Below are 18,006 nucleotides of genomic sequence, written 5' to 3'. Positions count from 1 at the left end.
ACCACATCGGCGGGCACCTGAGAAACGCGAGTGGCAAACGACGATCGCCCCGCGAGGCGGGGCGATCGAACGGCGGGGCCGGTCTTGCGAAACGTCTATCGCGAGCTGCGACCCGATCAGTTGGGATTGACGTCCTGGGCGGAATCGACGCCGTGGTTGCCTTCCATGTCATCGGCCATCGGCCCCTGCGCTGCCGACGTGTCCTGAGCGGTGGCGCCTTCGACTTTCATGCTGCCAGGCTGGGTGTTGGCGGAACCGGTCTGCCCGTTGTTTTCATCGGGCAGGTTGTTCTCGGTCGGCAGTTTCTTATCGGCGCTGTCCGATGCGGTCGCCCCCTCGGCCATCGTCGGCGACGCACCGCCGGACTGGGTATTGGCGGAGCCGGTCTCGGGGCTCACGCTGGGTGCCCCGTCCTGGGCGAACGCGCCGGCAGTGGGAAGTGCGATGAGCGCGGCGAAAATGGCTGCATTCAATGTCTTCATGTGAATCCTCCTTAATTCATCTTTACGTGTGACGCCGATCCAACGGAATCTCTCTTTTCCGTTTGCGTCACCAGGCTTGCCTCAACAATCTATACAAAACCTAGACAAAAAATCGTCGGTTAGCAAATATCGGCATCACCCTCGACGCCACCGTCATAGCATTCGAGGAATCTCCTCGCGGCGGGAGACAACTCCCTGTCCCGGCGCCAGAGCAACTCGAACGCGGGATTTTGCGTTCTGAGCCGATAGCGGATCCGCGCCACCTGCCCCCGCCTCACCTGCTCCCGAGCAATGCGCTCCGGCAGCAGCGCCAGGACGCCCGCATCCTGCTCCAGCATGGCCAGGATCGCGTAGGTCGATGAAATCTCGATCGACTGCACCGGCTGCGAAAGCCCCGCGGCAACGAACTCCTGCTCCAGCATTCGCGGCATGCTGACGGGGTAGACGATCCAGGCCTGTCTGGCCAACGTGGTGAAATCGGGCGCCTCGACGTCGACCAACGGATGTCCGGGATTGGCAACGACCCAGAGCGGCTCGGGGAAATGTCCGTGACAGTGGTAGTCGGCGGGACGCCTGCCGAAGCTGGAGCGACACAAGGCGACGTCGATTCGCCCCTGGTCGAGCAGGCGCAGCAGCCCTTCGCTGGTATCCTCGATCACCTGCAATGACAACGAGGGCTGCTCGGCACGCACCTTGACGATCGCCTCGACGATCGCAGCGATGGCGCCCATGGTACCGCCGACGGCCAAGTGCCCCCCATGCCCCTGCTGAATGCCGATCATCTCCTCGCGCAGATGCGCCACGTCGGTCTGGATCAGCCTCGCGTAGCGCACCACGCAGCGCCCCAGATCATTGGCCTCGAGCCCTCTCGCGCTACGCAGGAACAGCGGCGCGCCCAGCGTCGACTCGATCTCGTTGAGCGCCCGCGTCGCCCCCGGTTGGGAGATCGACACCTGCTCGGCAGCCTTGTGAATCGAGCCGCACTCATCCAGCGCCATCAGCAACCGCAACTGGCGCAAGCGCAGCCTCGACATCAGTGTCTCCAACGTCGGTGGCATCGACGACTCCTTTCGCTTACGACGTGACCGGAATCGGGCCTGGTATGAAAACTGCCCACGCTCGCCATGACGGGGTTATCGATCGGCGCACTGAACGACATTCAGAACGTCCGCAGGAAGGCCCGGCGGGCGCCGCGAGTCACATGCTCATTGACACCCCGTAAAGAGCGCCGGCCTGGTCCGTTCTTCGCCAATTCTTGCCTCGCTCTGCCCGCGCTCGCAGGCGTTCCGTACGGACCCTAAGACTTTGGGCGAATGCGCGGCCGTTATCATTCGATCAGCAACTCTCAGTAGTGCGATACAGGCTGACCGGATAGGGTGTAATCCACACGAAAATCATAATAACCGACTGATTCAAAAAGACTTAAAGATAAAGTCTCATAGACCAAAGTGGCACGACCCGACCGAGGAGCCGATTGATGGCATTGATCGAACACACCACCGAGGCCCCCGCCTCGATCATCCGGCTGCACGAACGCGATGACGTGGTCATCGCCCGCGTCCCGTTGCCGAAGGGTAGCGAGATCCTGCCAGGCATCGTCCTGACCAGCGCCGTGCCGGCCGCGCACAAGGTCGCGATCCGAGCGCTCCAACCGGGAGACATGATCCGACGCTACGGGCAGATCATCGGCCGCGCCACCCGCATCATCGCACCCGGCGATCATGTTCATGTCCACAATCTCGGCATCGGCGATCTCGAGGGTGACGGCCACGAACAGGGCGACGCCAAGGGCTACGTCAAGGAGTATGCCATCGGCAGCGAGGTCACGCCTGTCGAGCGGGTCTCCCCTGCCGCCACGTTCATGGGTATCCAGCGTGCGGATGGCCGGGTCGCGACGCGCAACTACATCGGCATTCTCACCTCGGTCAACTGCTCGGCCACGGTCGCTCACGCTATCGCCGATCATTTCCGCCGGGACGTCCATCCCGAAGCGATGGCCCCCTACCCCAACGTGGATGGCGTGGTGGCACTGACCCACGGCGTGGGATGCGCGGTGGCCGCGGATGGCGAGGCCCTGGAGATGCTCCAGCGCACCCTCGCCGGCTACGCGCGTCACGTCAATTTCGCTGCCGTACTGGTCATCGGCCTGGGCTGCGAGACCAATCAGATCGACACCCTGATCGAATCCCAGGGCCTCAAGCCCGGACCCAGGCTTCATCCGTTCACGATTCAGCAGGTCGGCGGCACCACCAAGGCCATTGCCGAGGGAATACGCCATATCAAGCAGTTGCTGGCGGAAGCCAATCAGGTCGAACGCACACCGTGTTCCGCCGAGCATCTTCGGGTCGCCCTACAGTGTGGCGGCTCCGACGGCTATTCCGGGATCACCGCCAATCCGGCGCTGGGTGCCGCCGTCGACCGCCTCATTGCCCATGGCGGCAGTGCGGTGCTCGCCGAGACGCCGGAAGTCTACGGCGCCGAGCACTTGCTGACACGACGGGCGGTGAGCCCGGCGGTCGCCCACAAATTGATCGAGCGCATCCACTGGTGGGAAGCGTTCTGCCGGGTTCGCGGCGCATCGCTCGACAACAACCCCTCCGCCGGCAACAAGGCGGGCGGCCTGACCACGATCCTCGAGAAATCGCTGGGCGCGGTGGCCAAGGCCGGCACCACACCGCTGGTTGAAGTGCTCGAGTACGCCGAACCGATGCGCGAGCGCGGTCTGGCGTTCATGGACTCTCCCGGCTTCGACCCGGTCTCGGTCACCGGCCAGGTTGCCAGCGGCTGCAACCTGATCGCGTTCACCACCGGTCGCGGCAGTGCCTTCGGCTGCGCACCGGTGCCGTCCATGAAGCTATCCACCAACAGCGCGCTGTGGCGCCACCAGTCGGACGACATGGATATCAACTGTGGCGCCCTGATCGATGGCGACATCGACATGGAGCAGCTCGGTGAGCAGATATTCCAGCGCTTCCTGACCCTGGCTTCCGGGGAGCGCAGCCGCAGCGAACGCCACGGCTATGGCCAGCAGGAGTTCGTGCCCTGGCAGATCGGCGTCATCACCTGAGTTCGCAAGGCCCTCGAGCTCCCAGATAGCCCCAAGCCGCAGGCCATCTCCACCGGCGCCGTCGCCGACGGCACCCCCCTTTCGCTCTGGCATGGAGAAAATCACATGTCGATTCCGGTATCGCGCGTTCCCATCTACGACACGCTCAACCGCATCCCCGGCGGTCTGATGATCATTCCGCTGATTCTCGGATCGATCGTCGGCACGCTCGCGCCCGCCGCGCTGGAGATCGGCAGTTTCACCACTGCGCTGTTCAAGGACGGCGCCATGGCGTTCATGGCACTGGTGATCTTCGCCACCGGCATGCAGATAACGCCGCGCAACGCCGGTCCTATCGTCGGCACCGCCAGTGTCATACTCCTGGCCAAGAGCCTGATCCCCGGTGTGCTGATCGCGATCCTGGGTCTGACTACCGGTATGCAGGGCCTGTTCGGGATCTCGATCCTGGCCATGCTGGCCGCGATGGACAACAGCAACGGCGGTATCTGGCTCGCCTTCACCGGCCGCTACGGCGACCAGCGCGATCGCGGCGCCTATATCGCCAGCGCCATCAACGACGGCCCCTTCTTCACCCTGATTCTGATCGGTGCGTCGGGCCTGGCCGATATCCCGCTGGAAGTGTTCATGGCGGCGATCATCCCGCTGCTGCTGGGGATTCTGGCCGGCAATCTCGACCCCAAATGGACAGAGGTCATGCGCCCGGTGCCGGAGATGGTGATTCCCTTCTTCTCGTTCGGCCTCGGCACCGGCATCAATCTGGCCGACGTGCTCCACGGCGGACTGACCGGGCTGGCGCTGGGCCTGCTCGTCGCTCCGTTCACCGGTGGACTGGTCTATCTCGGCTATCGATATCTGCTGAAACGCGGCAGACGCAGCGGAATCGGCTTTGCCGCCGGCACCACCGCGGGCAACTCCATCGCCACACCGGCAATCGCCGCCGCGGCCGACCCTTCGCTGCAAGCCTATGTCGGTGTCGCCACGACCCAGGTCGCGGCCTGCGTGCTGGTCTCGGCGCTGATGGCGCCGGCGATCGCCTCGTGGCTGCTCAAGCGCAATGGCGAACTGCGATCGCCGGAGGAAATGCCTGTCACAGCGAGCGCCCATGACAAGTCTTCTGCCCATCTGGCGGGCGATCTTATCCCGAAATGAGCCACGCCGGAGGCCGCCCCCGGTATCACGACACATCGAGCCAGCGAATTCGCTGGCTCGATGTCATTGCCCCCAGGTCGAGATATCAGCACGATCTCACGACAGCGTGACGACCTGCCCCGACTCGGCGCTGCGAATTCCCGCTTCCAGCAAGCGCATCACGTCCAATGCGGCTTCGGCCGTCACGGGCAGCGGCGCGTCACCCCGAATGGCGTCGCGAACACCCGCGTAGTAGGCGAGATAGTCGCCGGGCAGGGTCGGCACCTCGTGCAGTTCCGGCTGAATGCCTTCGCGTACCTGGCCGATCGTCAGCATGCCGTGGCGCCAATCCTCCCCCCAGTGGGGCGACGGCTGCCGATCACCGCGCTTGAGCATGTCCTCCTGCGGATCGAGACCATGCTTGACATAGCTGGCGCGGGTACCGTGAACGGTGAAGCGGGCGCCGGGCGCGGCAACCAGGGTACCGCCGTGGAGGATCACGCGGCACTCCCGATAGTGCAGCACGGCGTGAAAATAGTCGTCGACCTTGGCACCCTCTCGCTGGCGGGCCAGATCGAGCGAGATCGACTCCGGCACACCGAACAGCACCAGGCTCTGGTCGAGCAGGTGTGAGCCGAGGTCGAACCAGGCACCGGCACCGGGAGCGGGATCCTCACGCCAGCGCTGGGCGACCTCGGGCCGGAAGCGATCGAAATGGGACTCGAAATGGACGATCCTGCCCAGCGACTGGCTGTCGATGAGATTGCGCACCGTCAGGAAATCCGAGTCCCAGCGTCGGTTGTGGAAGACCGACAGCAGGCGTCCGGCCCTGTCAGCCTGATCGCACAGCTTGCGGGCTTCGTCCGCCGTCACCGTGAAGGGCTTGTCGACAACGACATGCTTGCCTGCTGCCAGTGCCTCACTGACCAGCGAATAGTGCGTTGCGTTGGGCGTGGGTATGACGACCAGATCGATATCGGCGCGCTGGAACAGCGCCTGCGGTGTCGCCTCCACCGGCACGCTCGGCCAGTCGGCGTTCACCTTGCCGGCGTCCCGGCTTGCCACGGCAACCAGAGAGAGGCCGTCCTGAGCGTCGATCAGCGGCGCGTGGAACCGTTTGCTGGCCATGCCGTAGCCGACCAGCCCCACACGGATGGATCCCTTCATGCTGCGTCCCTTAGAGATGAATTCGCTTCGCTTCGCGGGCAAGCCGGCGAGGCACCCTCACTTATTAGGGTATCGCATCTCGAACGGCAAGGTTCCATGGCGAGGGAGAGTCGATAATATTAGCCCTGAACGACTGGGAGATACGGTTCGCCGTGGCGCACGTTTCGGCATGGTCCTCGTCGCGATGACCGACGGTCTCCCCCTGCCCTGCGAGACCGGGGCGTGGTCTCCGACCCCATGCTTCGCTGGCGAACTCACGCCCGGACCGCTCTCGATGCCGATCGCCGCTGCCAAGCCGACGGCAATCGCGCTTCCAGCCATCGACGAACCGGTGCGACCACAAAGCGCTGCATCAGGAGCGCCAGGACAACGATCATCGCGAGATGGAAAGCCATGGTCCACAGCGGGATCGCGAACTTGAGCGCCACGTTGCTGCTGTCCACGACCCAGCTCTCGTGCCATCGCTGCAGAAGCCAGCGGGTCGCTCTCGCGGTCGGCCCGATCAGCGGCGTGTGCAGAGCGAAAATGCACAGCGCGGACTCCCCCAGTCGCTGAGCCCAGGCCCGGATCGTTGCACTTTGCGGCGCCGAGAAGGCACACACGCTGAGTAGCACCAGCGCCTGGAACGGCAGCAGCAGGCCATTGTGAGTCAGGTAGTAAAGGTGCAGTCCATCCATTTTCAGTAGCAGGACCCCGACCGGCACGCCGCACAAGCCCAGCGCCAGCAGTGGATAGCGAAACCGGCGTACCAGATCGCCCACGCGTGGGGACTGCCAGGCGCGATAGAGCACGATACCGGTCAGGAACTCTGGCAGGCGAAACAACGGGTTGCGATGAAGCACGCCAACCGTTACGTAATCGAACGACCCCGCCAGCGTGGCGACGAGCGGTCCCAGCGCGTAGAGCCCCCAGAGACCCAGCAGTACCAGGCCCCAACGCTGGACCCGCATCAGTCGCGGCGCCAGCCACGGGAAGCAGGCGTAGAAGAAGAGCAGCGCGGAGATCGACCACGAGGCCCCGTTGAGCCACAGGAAGCGCGGCTCCCAGGCCTGAAGGAGCGTCAGTTGCAGCGCGATATGGCCAATGGCGCTGGGCCACGACAGCCGCTCGGCGAAGTCGGCTCTCACGGCATCGCTCAGCGGGTAATAGGGGTGCGTATTGAAGTAGACATGGACCCCTTCGGGGCGGATGGGGTACTGAATCAACAGCAATCCGACCGACAGTAGCATTGTCATTACATGAATCGGATAGAGATTGCACAAGCGTTTGGCGACGAACGCCGGGCCGTGCATCTTCATCTCTCCGGCATGATCCAGCGCCACGTGGGCGAGCAGGAATCCGGACAGCATGAAAAACGTGCTGGTCGCGAAGAAGCCCATGCCGATGAAGCTTCTCAGCATCGCCGGCATGTCGCTGTAGATGCCGCCGAAGTGATAGGCGACCATCCACAACGCCATCAGAAAGCGCAGCCATTCGAGGCCGTAATATCGCTGTCGTTTGCTAGTGGACATCCTGCCACCTCCTTTCTTACCGCCGGACAGTACCTGACGACGTGATCGACGAACGAGGCTTCGAGACGCATCTGACGCCTGTGAGCGCGATGCCCGAAACGGCGCCGTAAAAGACGGCCCATGCTCAGCGAAGCGATTGCGCGGGGTTGCTATAGGGTTATTATCGAAGGGTGGGGGCACGCCGCGACGGTAAGCGCGGATCGTGTCATGATCGTCGTCAAAGTGTAACAACATCGCAACGAAAACCGTGCCACGGCCCCAGGAATCACTCGTTTTTACACAAACGCCCTGATGCTGTCGCCATGAAGCGACGCTTGGCCACCGTCTTGACGGGTCGTCGGCTCACCCACGCCATGCCTGACGCTTCGGCGTCTTGCCCCGGGGTTCTCTTTCCACGCCCCATACTCATTTCGATCAGGAGTCACCATGGATCAGCAATCCCCCGTCGCGTTCATCACCGGTGCCACCTCGGGGTTCGGGCGTGCCTGTGCCCACCGCTTTGCCAAAGCGGGCTGGGCACTGGTACTCAGCGGTCGCCGCCAGGAGCGCCTGGAAGCGGTCAAGAAGGAGTTGGAGAGCCAGGTCCCGGTTCACGTCGCCACCCTGGACGTGCGCGACCGGGATGCGGTCGCCCGGGTCGTCGAAGAGCTGCCATCGGATTTCAAGGCGGTGAAGGTGCTGGTCAACAACGCCGGACTGGCCTTGGGTGCCGGCCCGGCCCAGGAGGCCAACCTGGACGACTGGCAGACGGTCATCGACACCAACATCACCGGTCTGGTCAACGTGACGCGCACGCTGCTGCCGACGCTGATCGATGTCGGCCGCGGCGCAGCCATCATCAATATCAGCTCCACCGCGGCGCTATGGCCCTACCCCGGCAGCCATGTCTACGGCGCCTCCAAGGCGTTCGTCAATCAGTTCTCCTACAACCTGCGCTGCGATCTCAATGGCACCGGCGTTCGCGTCACCGATATTGCCCCCGGCATGTCGGAAACCGAATTCACGCTGGTCCGGATGAAGGGCGATCAGAGCGCTCACGACAAGCTCTATGGCGGCGTCGAGCCGATCCAGCCGGAAGATGTCGCCGAGCAGGTGTTCCTGGCCGCAACGCTGCCACCGCATCTCAACATCAATCGTCTCGAGCTGATGCCGGTGTGCCAGTCCTGGGCCGGTCTATCGGTGGATCGAGACTGAGACACCCCGGCACGGCCTTCAGCCCTCTTCCTTGGAGGGCCGATAGTGCGGGCCTGCGGGCGACGCCACCAACACTTCCAAACGGGATCGACATGACTGAACGCTCCACGGCAGCGGCGTCCGCTCGCGGGCATCAGCCGCTCTGGCTCGCGACGGCGCCGGGGCTCTTCCTGCTGCTGTGGTCACTGGGATTCCCGGTCGCCAAGATCGGCACGCAGCATGTCGACCCGCTGCTGTTCCTGGGGCTTCGCTTCACGCTGGTGCTGCTGATCATGTTGCCGATCTGGCTATGGCTGCGCCCACCGATGCCTACCAGGCTCGCCGCGTGGGGTCATCAGGCGATGGTCGGCTTCCTGATCCAGACCATCTACTTCGGCTGCTGCTACAGCGCCTTTGCCCTCGGCAGCTCCGCCGGCGTAGTGGCGCTGATCGTGTCGTTGCAACCGATACTGGTCGCCCTCGCGGCCCCGGCCATGGTGGGTGAAACCATCGGCAGGCGGCGCTGGATCGGCTTTGTGCTGGGCTTCGTGGGCGCCGTGGTGGTCATCGTGGGTCGCTCCACCGTGGAAGGCACGACGGTCGGCGGCTTGTTGCTGGCCTTGGCCGCCCTGCTGGGCATGAGCGGTGCGACACTCTACGAGAAGCGCTATGGCGAGCCGCTCCATCCGATCAGCGCCAATCTCATCCAGTATCTGACCGGTTTGATCACGACCCTGCCGCTGATCGCGCTCTTCGGCCACTTCACGCTCGAGCTGAACGGTGCGCTGGTCGGATCGCTGGCCTATCTGGTCATCGGCAACTCATTGATCGCCATCTCGCTGCTGCTGGCGATGATCCGCCGCGGCGAGGCCTCCCGGGTATCTGCGCTGTTCTACCTGGTACCGCCCTGCGCGGCACTGTTTTCATGGTGGCTGATCGACGAAGCCATGCCCCCCATTGCCTGGCTGGGCATGGCCATCGCCGCCACCGGGGTGGCCCTGGTCAGTGGCCGGCGCCAACACCGCTGAAGGGACTCGACGTTGACGCCACCAGGCTCGCGACGCAACATGAGCGGGATTCAGCAATCGCTTCACGATCAGGCCAATCCCACCATGTCCACCGCCGACGAGCGCCAGGCGCTCCACCTGCCCCAAGGGCACGCCAAGCTGCTGCTTCACTCCTGCTGCGCCCCCTGCTCGGGGGAGGTCATGGAAGCGCTGCACGCCTCCGGTATCGACTACGCGATCTTCTTCTACAACCCGAATATCCATCCGGAGAAGGAGTACCTGCAGCGCAAGGAGGAGAACATCCGCTTCGCCGAGCAGCACGACATCGAGTTCATCGATGCCGACTACGATACCGACAACTGGTTCGCCCGCGCCAAAGGAATGGAGTACGAGCCGGAGCGCGGCATTCGTTGCACCATGTGCTTCGACATGCGTTTCGAACGCACGGCGCTCTACGCCAAGGAGCACGGCTATACGCTGATTTCCAGCTCGCTCGGCATCTCGCGCTGGAAGGACATGAACCAGATCAACGACTGCGGTCACCGCGCCGCCGCGCCTTACGAGGGGATGGAGTACTGGGATTACAACTGGCGCAAGAAAGGCGGCTCGAAACGCATGATCGAGATCAGCAAGCGCGAGCGTTTCTACCAGCAGGAGTATTGCGGCTGCGTCTACTCGCTGCGCGACTCCAACCTCCACCGCAAGGCCCAGGGCCGCGACCTGATCAAGCTCGGCGTACAGTACTACGGCGACGACGAGTGACAGGGCCAGGTGGCCCTCGCCGTCAACTTTTCGCTATCAGCAGCGCGCCAGCGCCGATCATCAGCGATCCGGCGCCCCGGTTCAATCGGCGCTGCGCGCGGGGCGAACGCAAGGCTCGCCGCGCTCTGGCCGCACTGGCAGCGATCAGGCAGAGCCCTGCCATCAAGCCAGCGACCGTCAGCACGACCAACAGCGCCAGGGCGGAGCCGCCGAGCCGCTCGAGGTCGACGAACGTGGGCAGGAAAGCGATATAGAACAGGATCACCTTGGGATTCGAGGCAGAGATAAGAAATCCCTGCGCGACCCCGGCCAGATTACCCCCCGACTGACCGGGCGACGCCACCTCGGCGCTTTGCACCGGCGCTTTCCACAACTTCCAACCGAGATAGAAAAGATATAGCGCTCCCAGGATCCGGATCACGCCGAAGACTTCCCCCCAGTGCTCGGCGATGGTGGCCAAGCCGAAGGTCGCGAGCAGCAGATAGAGCACGTCGCTGAGTATCATGCCCGCCGCCATCGGCAGGCATCGACGAAAGCCTGCGTTCATGCCCGTGGCGATCAGCGCGAACACACCCGGACCCGGCGTGATGGCGAACAGGAAAATGGCCAGCAGGTAGGTGACGGCACTTTCGAGAGACATGGCGTGGACCCACAATGGAGGCGATGAAGCGCGATTGTCGGTCTGACGCCCCTGCGGCGCAACCCGTCAACGCAAGCGGCGGCGCATGATGCGCCGCCGCTTGTGACCGGTCGAGACAGCGAATGTCTCAGCAGTTCCCTTTTTTCGCCTGCCCCGGCGGACAGAAGTCACCGTCGCCGTGACGATGATCACCGTCACCAATGATTACCGCGGGCTCGGACTCGATGCGTGCTGGATGGTAACTGCAGGCACTCAGCATCACCATCGCCAACACCGCCCAAGTCGCCATGATCAACCAGCGCGATCGTTGTATTGCCTTGTCGTTTACCACGTCATGCTCCTCGTTCCTTCGCCGATCGTCACGCCGGCGTCGCCTTCAGCGTACCATGACGCCCTTGTGCGGCATGCCAGCGGCCAATCTCAACGCCCGAACACGACCTTGGCGACATCCTGGTAGACCTTGGCGAAATGCACGGTCATTCCCGCCTTGAGATAGTCCGGCAACTCGTCGTAATCGCGCTTGTTGGCCTCCGGCAGGATCAGCTCGAAGATTTCGCTGCGCCGGGCGGCGATCACCTTCTCGCGGATGCCGCCGACCGGTAGCACCTGGCCGGTCAGCGTCAGCTCGCCGGTCATCGCCAGCGGCCGGTCGATGCTCTGGTTCCGGGCCAGCGACATCAGCGCCGTGGTCATGGTCACGCCCGCCGAAGGACCATCCTTGGGCGTGGCACCCTCGGGCACATGGAGGTGGACGAAGGCGTCGTTGAAGAAGTCGGCGTCGGCGCCGTACTCGCCCAGGTGACCCAGGGTATAGCTGTAGGCGATATTGGCCGACTCCTGCATCACTTCGCCCAGCTTGCCGGTGAGCTTGAAGCCACGCGTCAGCGCATGCACCTTGGTCGCCTCGATCGGCAATGTGGCGCCACCCATGGCGGTCCAGGCCAGTCCGGTGACCACGCCGACGCCCTTGAGCACCTTCTCCTTGCGGAACAGCGGCGCGCCCAGGAACTCCTCCAGGTTGTTGACCGAGACCTTGACCGTCTCCTGGTTCTGCTCGAGCATCTTGACCGCCGCCTTGCGCACGATCCGGTGCAACTGCTTCTCGAGCTGGCGAACGCCGGCCTCGCGGGCGTAGCCCTCGATCACCTGCTTGAGCGCGGCATCGGTCAGGTTGATGCGCTTCTTGGGGATGCGGTCCCGCTTCAACAGTTTCGGCCAAAGATGATGCTTGGCGATCGCCACCTTCTCTTCGGCGATGTACCCCGACAGCCGGATCTGCTCCATGCGGTCGAGCAGCGGCCCCGGAATGGTGTCGAGCTGGTTGGCGGTACAGACAAACAGCACCTTGGAGAGATCCAGGCGCACGTCGAGGTAGTGATCGAGGAAGTCGACGTTCTGCTCGGGGTCGAGCACCTCCAGCAGCGCCGAGGCCGGATCGCCCTGGAACGACTGCCCCATCTTGTCGATCTCGTCGAGCATGATCACCGGGTTCTCGACCTCCACCTCCTTGAGCGCCTGCACCAGCTTGCCCGGCATGGCACCGATATAGGTCCGGCGATGGCCCTTGATCTCCGCCTCGTCGCGCATGCCGCCAACCGAGAAACGATAGAACTTGCGTCCCAGGGCATCGGCGATCGACCGGCCGACGGAGGTCTTGCCCACCCCGGGGGGGCCGACCAGCAGCACGATGGAGCCGCCCACGTCACCCTTGAACGAACCTTCCGCCAGGAACTCGATGATGCGTTCCTTGACGTCGTTCAAGCCGTCGTGATCGCGATCGAGTACGCCGCGGGCCCGCTTGAGATCGAGCTGGTCCTCCGACGTGATCCCCCAGGGAAGCGACGTCAGCCAGTCGAGATAGTTGCGGGTGGTGCCATATTCCGGCGAGCCGGTCTCCAGCACCGACAGTTTGTTCAGTTCGTCGTCGATGCGCTCCTGGACCCGCTCCGGCACCCGCAGCGCCTCGAGACGGCCGCGAAAGGTATCGACATCGCTCTCGCGATCGTCCTTGGAGATACCGAGCTCTTTCTGGATCACCTTGAGCTGCTCGCGCAGGAAGAACTCGCGCTGGCGCTCCTGCATCTGCGAGTTGACCTGCTCGCTGATCTGGTTCTGCAGCTGGGCGACCTCGATCTCCTTGCGCAGCAGCGGCAGCACCTTCTGCATCCGATCCATGATCGGCAGGGTCTCGAGTACGTTCTGCAGCTCCTTGCCCTTGGCGGAGGTGATGGCTGCGGCGAAGTCGGTCAGCGGGCCCGGCTCGTGGGGACTGAAGCGGTTGAGATAGCTCTTCAGTTCCTCGCCATAGAGCGGATTGATGGGAAGCAGTTCCTTGATCCCGTTGATCAGCGACATCGCGTAGGCGCGCGCTTCCTCCGCTTCGGCATCGACCGGCTCGCGAGGATAGGAGACCTCCACCAGGTAGGGCGGCGTCTTCGACAGCCAGCGGTGAATGCGAAAGCGCCTCATCCCCTGGGCGATGAACTGGATCTGCTGCTCCTCGGTCTGGTTGCGATGCACCTTCACCGCGGTACCGATCTCCGGGAAGCTGCCGGGATTCAACTCATCCATGCCCACGTCGCCCACGAACGCCACCCCCACCATGTGATGGGGGGTATTGGCGACGCGCTTCATGGTCTCCTCCCAGCGCTGGCGCTGGATGATCAGCGGTTGCACCTGGGCGGGGAAGAAAGGCCGGTTGTGGATGGGAAGGAGGTAGATTCGTTCCGGCAGATAATCACCGGAGGGGACGACGGCACCGGCGGCGTGCTGCGACTGGGGGTCGTCTTCAGGCGCGGTCTGGCTGGCTTCGAAGTAGTCCGTGGCGTCGCGGTTGTGTTCGCTCATCATTCACCCTGAGTTCGAGGCCAAAGCTGGCCGAATGACCAAGGGATGTGGGCACCGGGGCGGGAGTTCAAGTCAGCGATGGGAGATCGGCGTGGAAATCATCGGGCCGCGCCCGCAAGCGCGGCCCTCCAGGCGTCCGAAAAACGTCAGTTCGAATCGTTCGCCAGCGGCAACAGCGGTATCCGCTGACCATCGATATCGAGGACGCCATCCGCCAGCTCGACCTGCAGCGGATCGCTGCCCAGCGGCAGGCCAAGCGACATCAGCAGCACGGCCGGTGCGCCCTCGAGGGTCAGACTGCCCTGCAGGCGGCGAACGAACTCGCGCTCGAGCGCCGCATCGCTCATGGTCTCGGGATTCCACTCCTCGATCCCGGCGCCATCGATACTGAGCTCCCCTTCACCGCGCAGCTTCATGCCCAGCATCGGGCTGTCAGCGTTCAGGCTCTCCAGCGACAGGCGTGGCGATCCCGCGAGCAGCGCCTGAATCGACGGCTGCAGCGGCGCCAACGCGGACTCCAGGGCCCGGTCGTCCTCAGCGTCGGCCGCAGTCTGTATCTCGGTCAGATTCTCTTCCAGCGCCTTGGTCAATGCCCGATAGGCGTCACCATCGACCCGATCCAGCGCCAGCGTGAAGCCGCCGCTGAAAACCGATTGATCCTGAATCCGGGTATCGCCCAGGTCGGCCTTCAACTGCATCGTCAATTGATCGGCGTCGAGCGCCGCCTTCACCGTGTAGCCGATATCCCGGGTGATCACGCTGGGGCTGCCGCTGGGCGTGACCGTCGTGGTCGGGAACGTCAGCGCCATCTGCTGACGGAAAGCCTGGTCATCGCCCTCGAACGTTCCGGAAACCGTCGCTCCCTCGATCAGGACATCGGCCTGGTCGTCGGTCAGTCGCAGCCGCGGTAACGCGCCTTTCAACGTGACATGATCGTCGACCTGCTCGATATCGAGCGTCGCCTCGGCAGACTCGAGCTGCATGTCGCGGGCCGGGGTCACCTCCCCCGCGATCTCTCGCGCCGGCACGGTGACCGTCTGCGAGAAACTCGGCAGGGTGAAGTGGCCCTCCAGCTTCTGTTCGCGGGTCAGGAAGCGCCCACTCCAGGTCATCGGCCCCTGGCTCTCGAGCACGTCGCCGAACAGCGTCTGACCGCCGCCGTCCGTCACCTGCGCTTCGCCATCCAGCGTCGTCTCGAGCAGGCCATGATTCGCCCGATACGGAACCTCGATGGAGACGGCGTCCGCGTCCCGCGCTACCGCCACGTAACGGGCCTCGATGCGACCCGAGGAGTGAAACCAGCCGCTGTCGACATCCTCGCGCGAGACGTTCCAGTCGGGGCGGGCGTCGAGCCGCGCGACCAGCTTGTCCATCTCGCTATCGAAGCGCTGGCTGGAATAGGCCTGAGCCCCCAGGTAACCGCCGCCAGCCAACACGATCACGACCGCTCCTGCGATCATCCATTTACGCATGCACTGCTCCAGACGTTGACGTGAGAAACGCTGTTAGGGAACCACTGCCTAAATGCCTACAGGCGCGAATGGCTGTGTTGCGCGGTACCGGTGCGCCGGTCCGATCGGAACTCGCCTAACCCCATGTCATGTCCCGTTCTCTGCGTGCCGTGCGCCTTGCGCTTCATCGCCTTCGGCAATTTATTCAGCGTTTCCTTAGATCCACACTGACTCGGCCCGCATGGGGCGTCGCCTTGTTTCGCCCGTGGCTCGTGGCTCGTGGCTCGTGGCTCGTGGCTCGTGGCTCGTGGCTCGTGGCTCGTGGCTCAATGCAGCCAGAACCAGAGATGCATCGTGCTCCAGGCATACACGCCGGCCAGGATATCGTCGAACATGATGCCGATCCCCCCGGCGACGCGGCGATCCACCCAGCGAATCGGCCAGGGCTTGAGAATATCGAAGACCCGGAACACCACGAATCCCCACAGCGCGGCCTCCCAGGAAAACGGTACCGCCGCCATCGTGAGCCAGTAGCCCACGAACTCGTCCCAGACGATACCCGAATGGTCGTGCACCCCGAGATCGCGGGAGGTCGTCTCGCAGAGCCAGATCCCGACCAGCGTGGCCACACCCATCAGCCCCATGTAGATCGCCAGCGGCAGGCCCGACATCAACCAGTAGAATGGTATCGCCGCCAGCGTCCCGAAGGTCCCGGGCGCGAACGGTACGGCGCCACTGCCCAGCCCGAAAGCCAGGAAATGGGTCGGTCGACGCCAGACACTCGCGGGAGCCCGGTTCATGAGAGAACCTCCGGAAAGTGATTCCAGCCCTGACGCTCGAGATAGCAGGGATCGATGCCGTGAATGCCCTCGGCATCGACGATTCGCCCGATCGGCGTCAACGGCAGATGGAGCGGCGCCAGGCGGCGCTGCGCCTCGGCAAGATCAGCGGCAGCCACCGTCACCAGCAGCTCGTAGTCATCGCCACCATTGAGCACCCGCTGCCGCACGTCGTCCAGCTCCAGCGTCGCGCGTAGCGGCGTCGCCAGCGGCAACGCCTCGAGGTCGAGCCGCGCGCCTACCCCGGAGGCCGAGAGCAGATGCTGGAGATCCGCCAGCAAGCCGTCGGAGATATCGATGGCGCTGGTGGCCAGCCCTCTCATCGCCTCCCCCGCCGCCAGCCGAGGCTCGGGACGCAGATACGCCTCGAGCAGAGGATGCCTCGGGTCGCGCTCACCCTGCTGCCAGCGGGCAAGCCCTGCGGCCGCGCGCCCGGGATAGCCGGTCACCGCGACCAGATCGCCCTCGCGGGCTCCGCGACGCCGCAGCGCCTGTCCGGCCGGGACTTCGCCATGGACCGTCACACCGATCGTCAGCGCACCACGAGTGACATCGCCGCCGACCAGTTCGCAGCCGCTGCGTTCGGCCAGTTCGCGGAAGCCGTCGGCGAAGGCCTCGAGCCACGCCGGATCGGCCGCGGGAAGCGTCAGCGCCAGGCAGCACCAGCGGGCTCTCGCGCCCATCGCGGCAAGATCGCTCAAGGCCACGGCCAGGGCGCGATGGCCAATGGCGGCGGGTGGTGCGTCATGGGGGAAATGGATATCGACCACCGAGGTATCGACGCTGACCGCCAGCTGCTGCCCCGGGGAGAGCGCCAGCACGGCGCAGTCGTCGCCGTTGCCGACGACGACATCGCTACGCCCGGCTGCCGCGGGCCGCGACAGGTAGCGAGCGATCAGGTCGAATTCGCTCAAGGAGGTGCGACTCATGTCAACGACGGCGTGCAGCGACCTCGGCGCCCCGCAGCCGCGAGGCGAGCTTGTCGAGTATGCCGTTGACGTATTTGTGGCCGTCGGTGGCGCCGAATATCTTGGCCAGCTCCACCCCTTCGTTGATCACGGCCCGGTAGGGAACCTCGGGACGGCGGGACAACTCGTACGTGCCGAGGCGCAGAATCGCCAGCTCGATGCGGTCCAGATCCTCCAGACGCCGATCGAGCAGCGGCGCGATCGCCGCGTCGAGCTCCGCGCGGTTGTTGGCCGTGTTGTGGAGCAGGTCATGGAACAGCGCCTTGTCGGCAATTTCCATGACCTTGTGCCAGTTCTCGTGATCCTCGAGATCCTCGTCGGCGATCTGGGAACGGAACTCGGCCTCGACGGCCGTGATCGACTTGCCGGTCATCTGCCACTGATAGAGCCCCTGGACGGCAAGCTCCCGGGCTGCGCGGCGGGACTCCTGGGCCGGCGTCGGCTGGCGTGACGGTGAACTCATGCCTCGCCTCCCAGTCGCTTGAACAGCGATACCATTTCCATCGCTGCCATGGCCGCCTCGGTGCCTTTGTTGCCGGCCTTGGTGCCAGCACGCTCGACGGCCTGGTCGATCGAGTTGACCGTCAGCACGCCATTGGCGATGGGCGTCGCGAACTCGAGCTGCAGGCTGCTCAACGATGAGTTGCAGTTGCCCGCGACATACTCGAAGTGCGGCGTGCCGCCACGGATCACCGCGCCCAGCGCGATGACGGCGTCGGGCCGGGAAACCTGGAGCACGCGCTTGACCGCCAACGGCAGCTCCCAGGCGCCGGGGACGTGGATCAGCTCGATGTTCTCTTCACTGATGCCGTGCCGCGTCAGGCTGTCGACGGCGCCCTCGACGAGGCTGTCGACGACATGGTGATTGAAGCGGCCCACGACGATGGCGTAACGGCCATCGACATCGGTGAACTGACCTTCCAGTTGCGCGATCGGTTGCATTGTCGGGTTCCGGATACACTGC

Annotated in this window: 17 protein-coding genes; 5 read left to right on the top strand and 12 right to left on the bottom strand. The window is 64.4% G+C overall.

Going from position 1 to position 18,006, the window contains the following annotated elements; all coding sequences use genetic code 11:
* Positions 1-116 precede the first annotated feature (116 nt).
* Positions 117-482 carry a hypothetical protein gene (locus AAGT95_RS11490; protein WP_110603020.1) on the bottom strand — a complete coding sequence of 122 codons (366 nt, stop codon included), beginning with the start codon at positions 480-482 and terminating at the stop codon, positions 117-119.
* Between the two features lie 119 nt (positions 483-601).
* Entirely contained in the window at positions 602-1,540 is a 939-nt protein-coding gene (locus AAGT95_RS11485) for a LysR family transcriptional regulator (RefSeq protein ID WP_110603019.1), read from the bottom strand.
* A 419-nt stretch (positions 1,541-1,959) separates the two neighbouring features.
* Between AAGT95_RS11485 and AAGT95_RS11480 the strand changes: the two genes are divergently transcribed.
* Entirely contained in the window at positions 1,960-3,549 is a 1,590-nt protein-coding gene (locus tag AAGT95_RS11480) for an altronate dehydratase family protein (protein ID WP_342593861.1), read from the top strand.
* Between the two features lie 105 nt (positions 3,550-3,654).
* Positions 3,655-4,698 carry a 2-keto-3-deoxygluconate permease gene (locus AAGT95_RS11475; RefSeq protein WP_342593860.1) on the top strand — a complete coding sequence of 348 codons (1,044 nt, stop codon included), beginning with the start codon at positions 3,655-3,657 and terminating at the stop codon, positions 4,696-4,698.
* 96 nt (positions 4,699-4,794) lie between these two features.
* Here the strand turns inward: AAGT95_RS11475 and AAGT95_RS11470 are convergent, their stop codons facing one another.
* Both AAGT95_RS11470 and AAGT95_RS11465 read right to left on the bottom strand, forming a co-directional pair.
* On the bottom strand, positions 4,795-5,844 hold the full coding sequence (locus AAGT95_RS11470) for an oxidoreductase (protein ID WP_342593859.1): 1,050 nt from the start codon (positions 5,842-5,844) through the stop codon (positions 4,795-4,797).
* Positions 5,845-6,098: 254 nt separating this feature from the next.
* Positions 6,099-7,355 carry an acyltransferase family protein gene (locus AAGT95_RS11465; protein WP_110603013.1) on the bottom strand — a complete coding sequence of 419 codons (1,257 nt, stop codon included), beginning with the start codon at positions 7,353-7,355 and terminating at the stop codon, positions 6,099-6,101.
* 426 nt (positions 7,356-7,781) lie between these two features.
* On the opposite strand from AAGT95_RS11465, the gene AAGT95_RS11460 reads away from it, so the two are divergent.
* The 3 genes from AAGT95_RS11460 (at position 7,782) to AAGT95_RS11450 (ending at position 10,297) form a co-directional block, all read left to right on the top strand.
* Complete coding sequence (locus AAGT95_RS11460) at positions 7,782-8,549, top strand: SDR family NAD(P)-dependent oxidoreductase (RefSeq protein ID WP_342593858.1); 768 nt, start codon at positions 7,782-7,784, stop codon at positions 8,547-8,549.
* A gap of 92 nt (positions 8,550-8,641) precedes the next feature.
* The gene (locus AAGT95_RS11455; protein WP_342593857.1) at positions 8,642-9,556 is read left to right on the top strand and encodes a DMT family transporter; all 915 of its coding nucleotides are present in this window, start codon (positions 8,642-8,644) and stop codon (positions 9,554-9,556) included.
* Positions 9,557-9,595: 39 nt separating this feature from the next.
* The gene (locus AAGT95_RS11450; protein WP_425356018.1) at positions 9,596-10,297 is read left to right on the top strand and encodes an epoxyqueuosine reductase QueH; all 702 of its coding nucleotides are present in this window, start codon (positions 9,596-9,598) and stop codon (positions 10,295-10,297) included.
* 22 nt (positions 10,298-10,319) lie between these two features.
* On the opposite strand, the gene AAGT95_RS11445 is transcribed toward AAGT95_RS11450, so the two are convergent.
* The 8 genes from AAGT95_RS11445 to ribH form a co-directional block, all read right to left on the bottom strand.
* Positions 10,320-10,937 carry a LysE family translocator gene (locus tag AAGT95_RS11445; protein WP_110603009.1) on the bottom strand — a complete coding sequence of 206 codons (618 nt, stop codon included), beginning with the start codon at positions 10,935-10,937 and terminating at the stop codon, positions 10,320-10,322.
* 127 nt (positions 10,938-11,064) lie between these two features.
* Positions 11,065-11,268 (bottom strand): hypothetical protein, encoded by a 204-nt coding sequence (locus AAGT95_RS11440; RefSeq protein WP_110603008.1) that lies wholly within the window; start codon positions 11,266-11,268, stop codon positions 11,065-11,067.
* Positions 11,269-11,357: 89 nt separating this feature from the next.
* Complete coding sequence (lon, locus tag AAGT95_RS11435; protein WP_342593856.1) at positions 11,358-13,784, bottom strand: endopeptidase La; 2,427 nt, start codon at positions 13,782-13,784, stop codon at positions 11,358-11,360.
* Between the two features lie 146 nt (positions 13,785-13,930).
* Positions 13,931-15,256: a DUF945 family protein gene (locus AAGT95_RS11430; protein WP_342593855.1), complete on the bottom strand. Its 1,326-nt coding sequence runs from the start codon at positions 15,254-15,256 to the stop codon at positions 13,931-13,933.
* Between the two features lie 305 nt (positions 15,257-15,561).
* Positions 15,562-16,035, bottom strand: coding sequence for a phosphatidylglycerophosphatase A family protein (locus AAGT95_RS11425; RefSeq protein ID WP_110603005.1), 474 nt, complete (start codon positions 16,033-16,035; stop codon positions 15,562-15,564).
* The gene (gene thiL / locus AAGT95_RS11420; protein ID WP_425356017.1) at positions 16,032-17,003 is read right to left on the bottom strand and encodes a thiamine-phosphate kinase; all 972 of its coding nucleotides are present in this window, start codon (positions 17,001-17,003) and stop codon (positions 16,032-16,034) included. Before thiL ends, AAGT95_RS11425 begins: the two co-directional genes overlap by 4 nt.
* Before the next feature lies 1 nt (position 17,004).
* Positions 17,005-17,505 carry a transcription antitermination factor NusB gene (gene nusB, locus AAGT95_RS11415; protein ID WP_110603001.1) on the bottom strand — a complete coding sequence of 167 codons (501 nt, stop codon included), beginning with the start codon at positions 17,503-17,505 and terminating at the stop codon, positions 17,005-17,007.
* Positions 17,502-17,984, bottom strand: coding sequence for a 6,7-dimethyl-8-ribityllumazine synthase (ribH, locus tag AAGT95_RS11410; RefSeq protein ID WP_110602999.1), 483 nt, complete (start codon positions 17,982-17,984; stop codon positions 17,502-17,504). Before ribH ends, nusB begins: the two co-directional genes overlap by 4 nt.
* Positions 17,985-18,006 lie beyond the last annotated feature (22 nt).

Origin of the sequence: Salinicola lusitanus (assembly GCF_038648475.1) — a bacterium.
GTDB lineage: Bacteria > Pseudomonadota > Gammaproteobacteria > Pseudomonadales > Halomonadaceae > Salinicola > Salinicola lusitanus.
The sequence above is the reverse complement of the archived record's forward strand: the minus strand, read 5'-3'. Positions and strand labels throughout refer to the sequence as shown.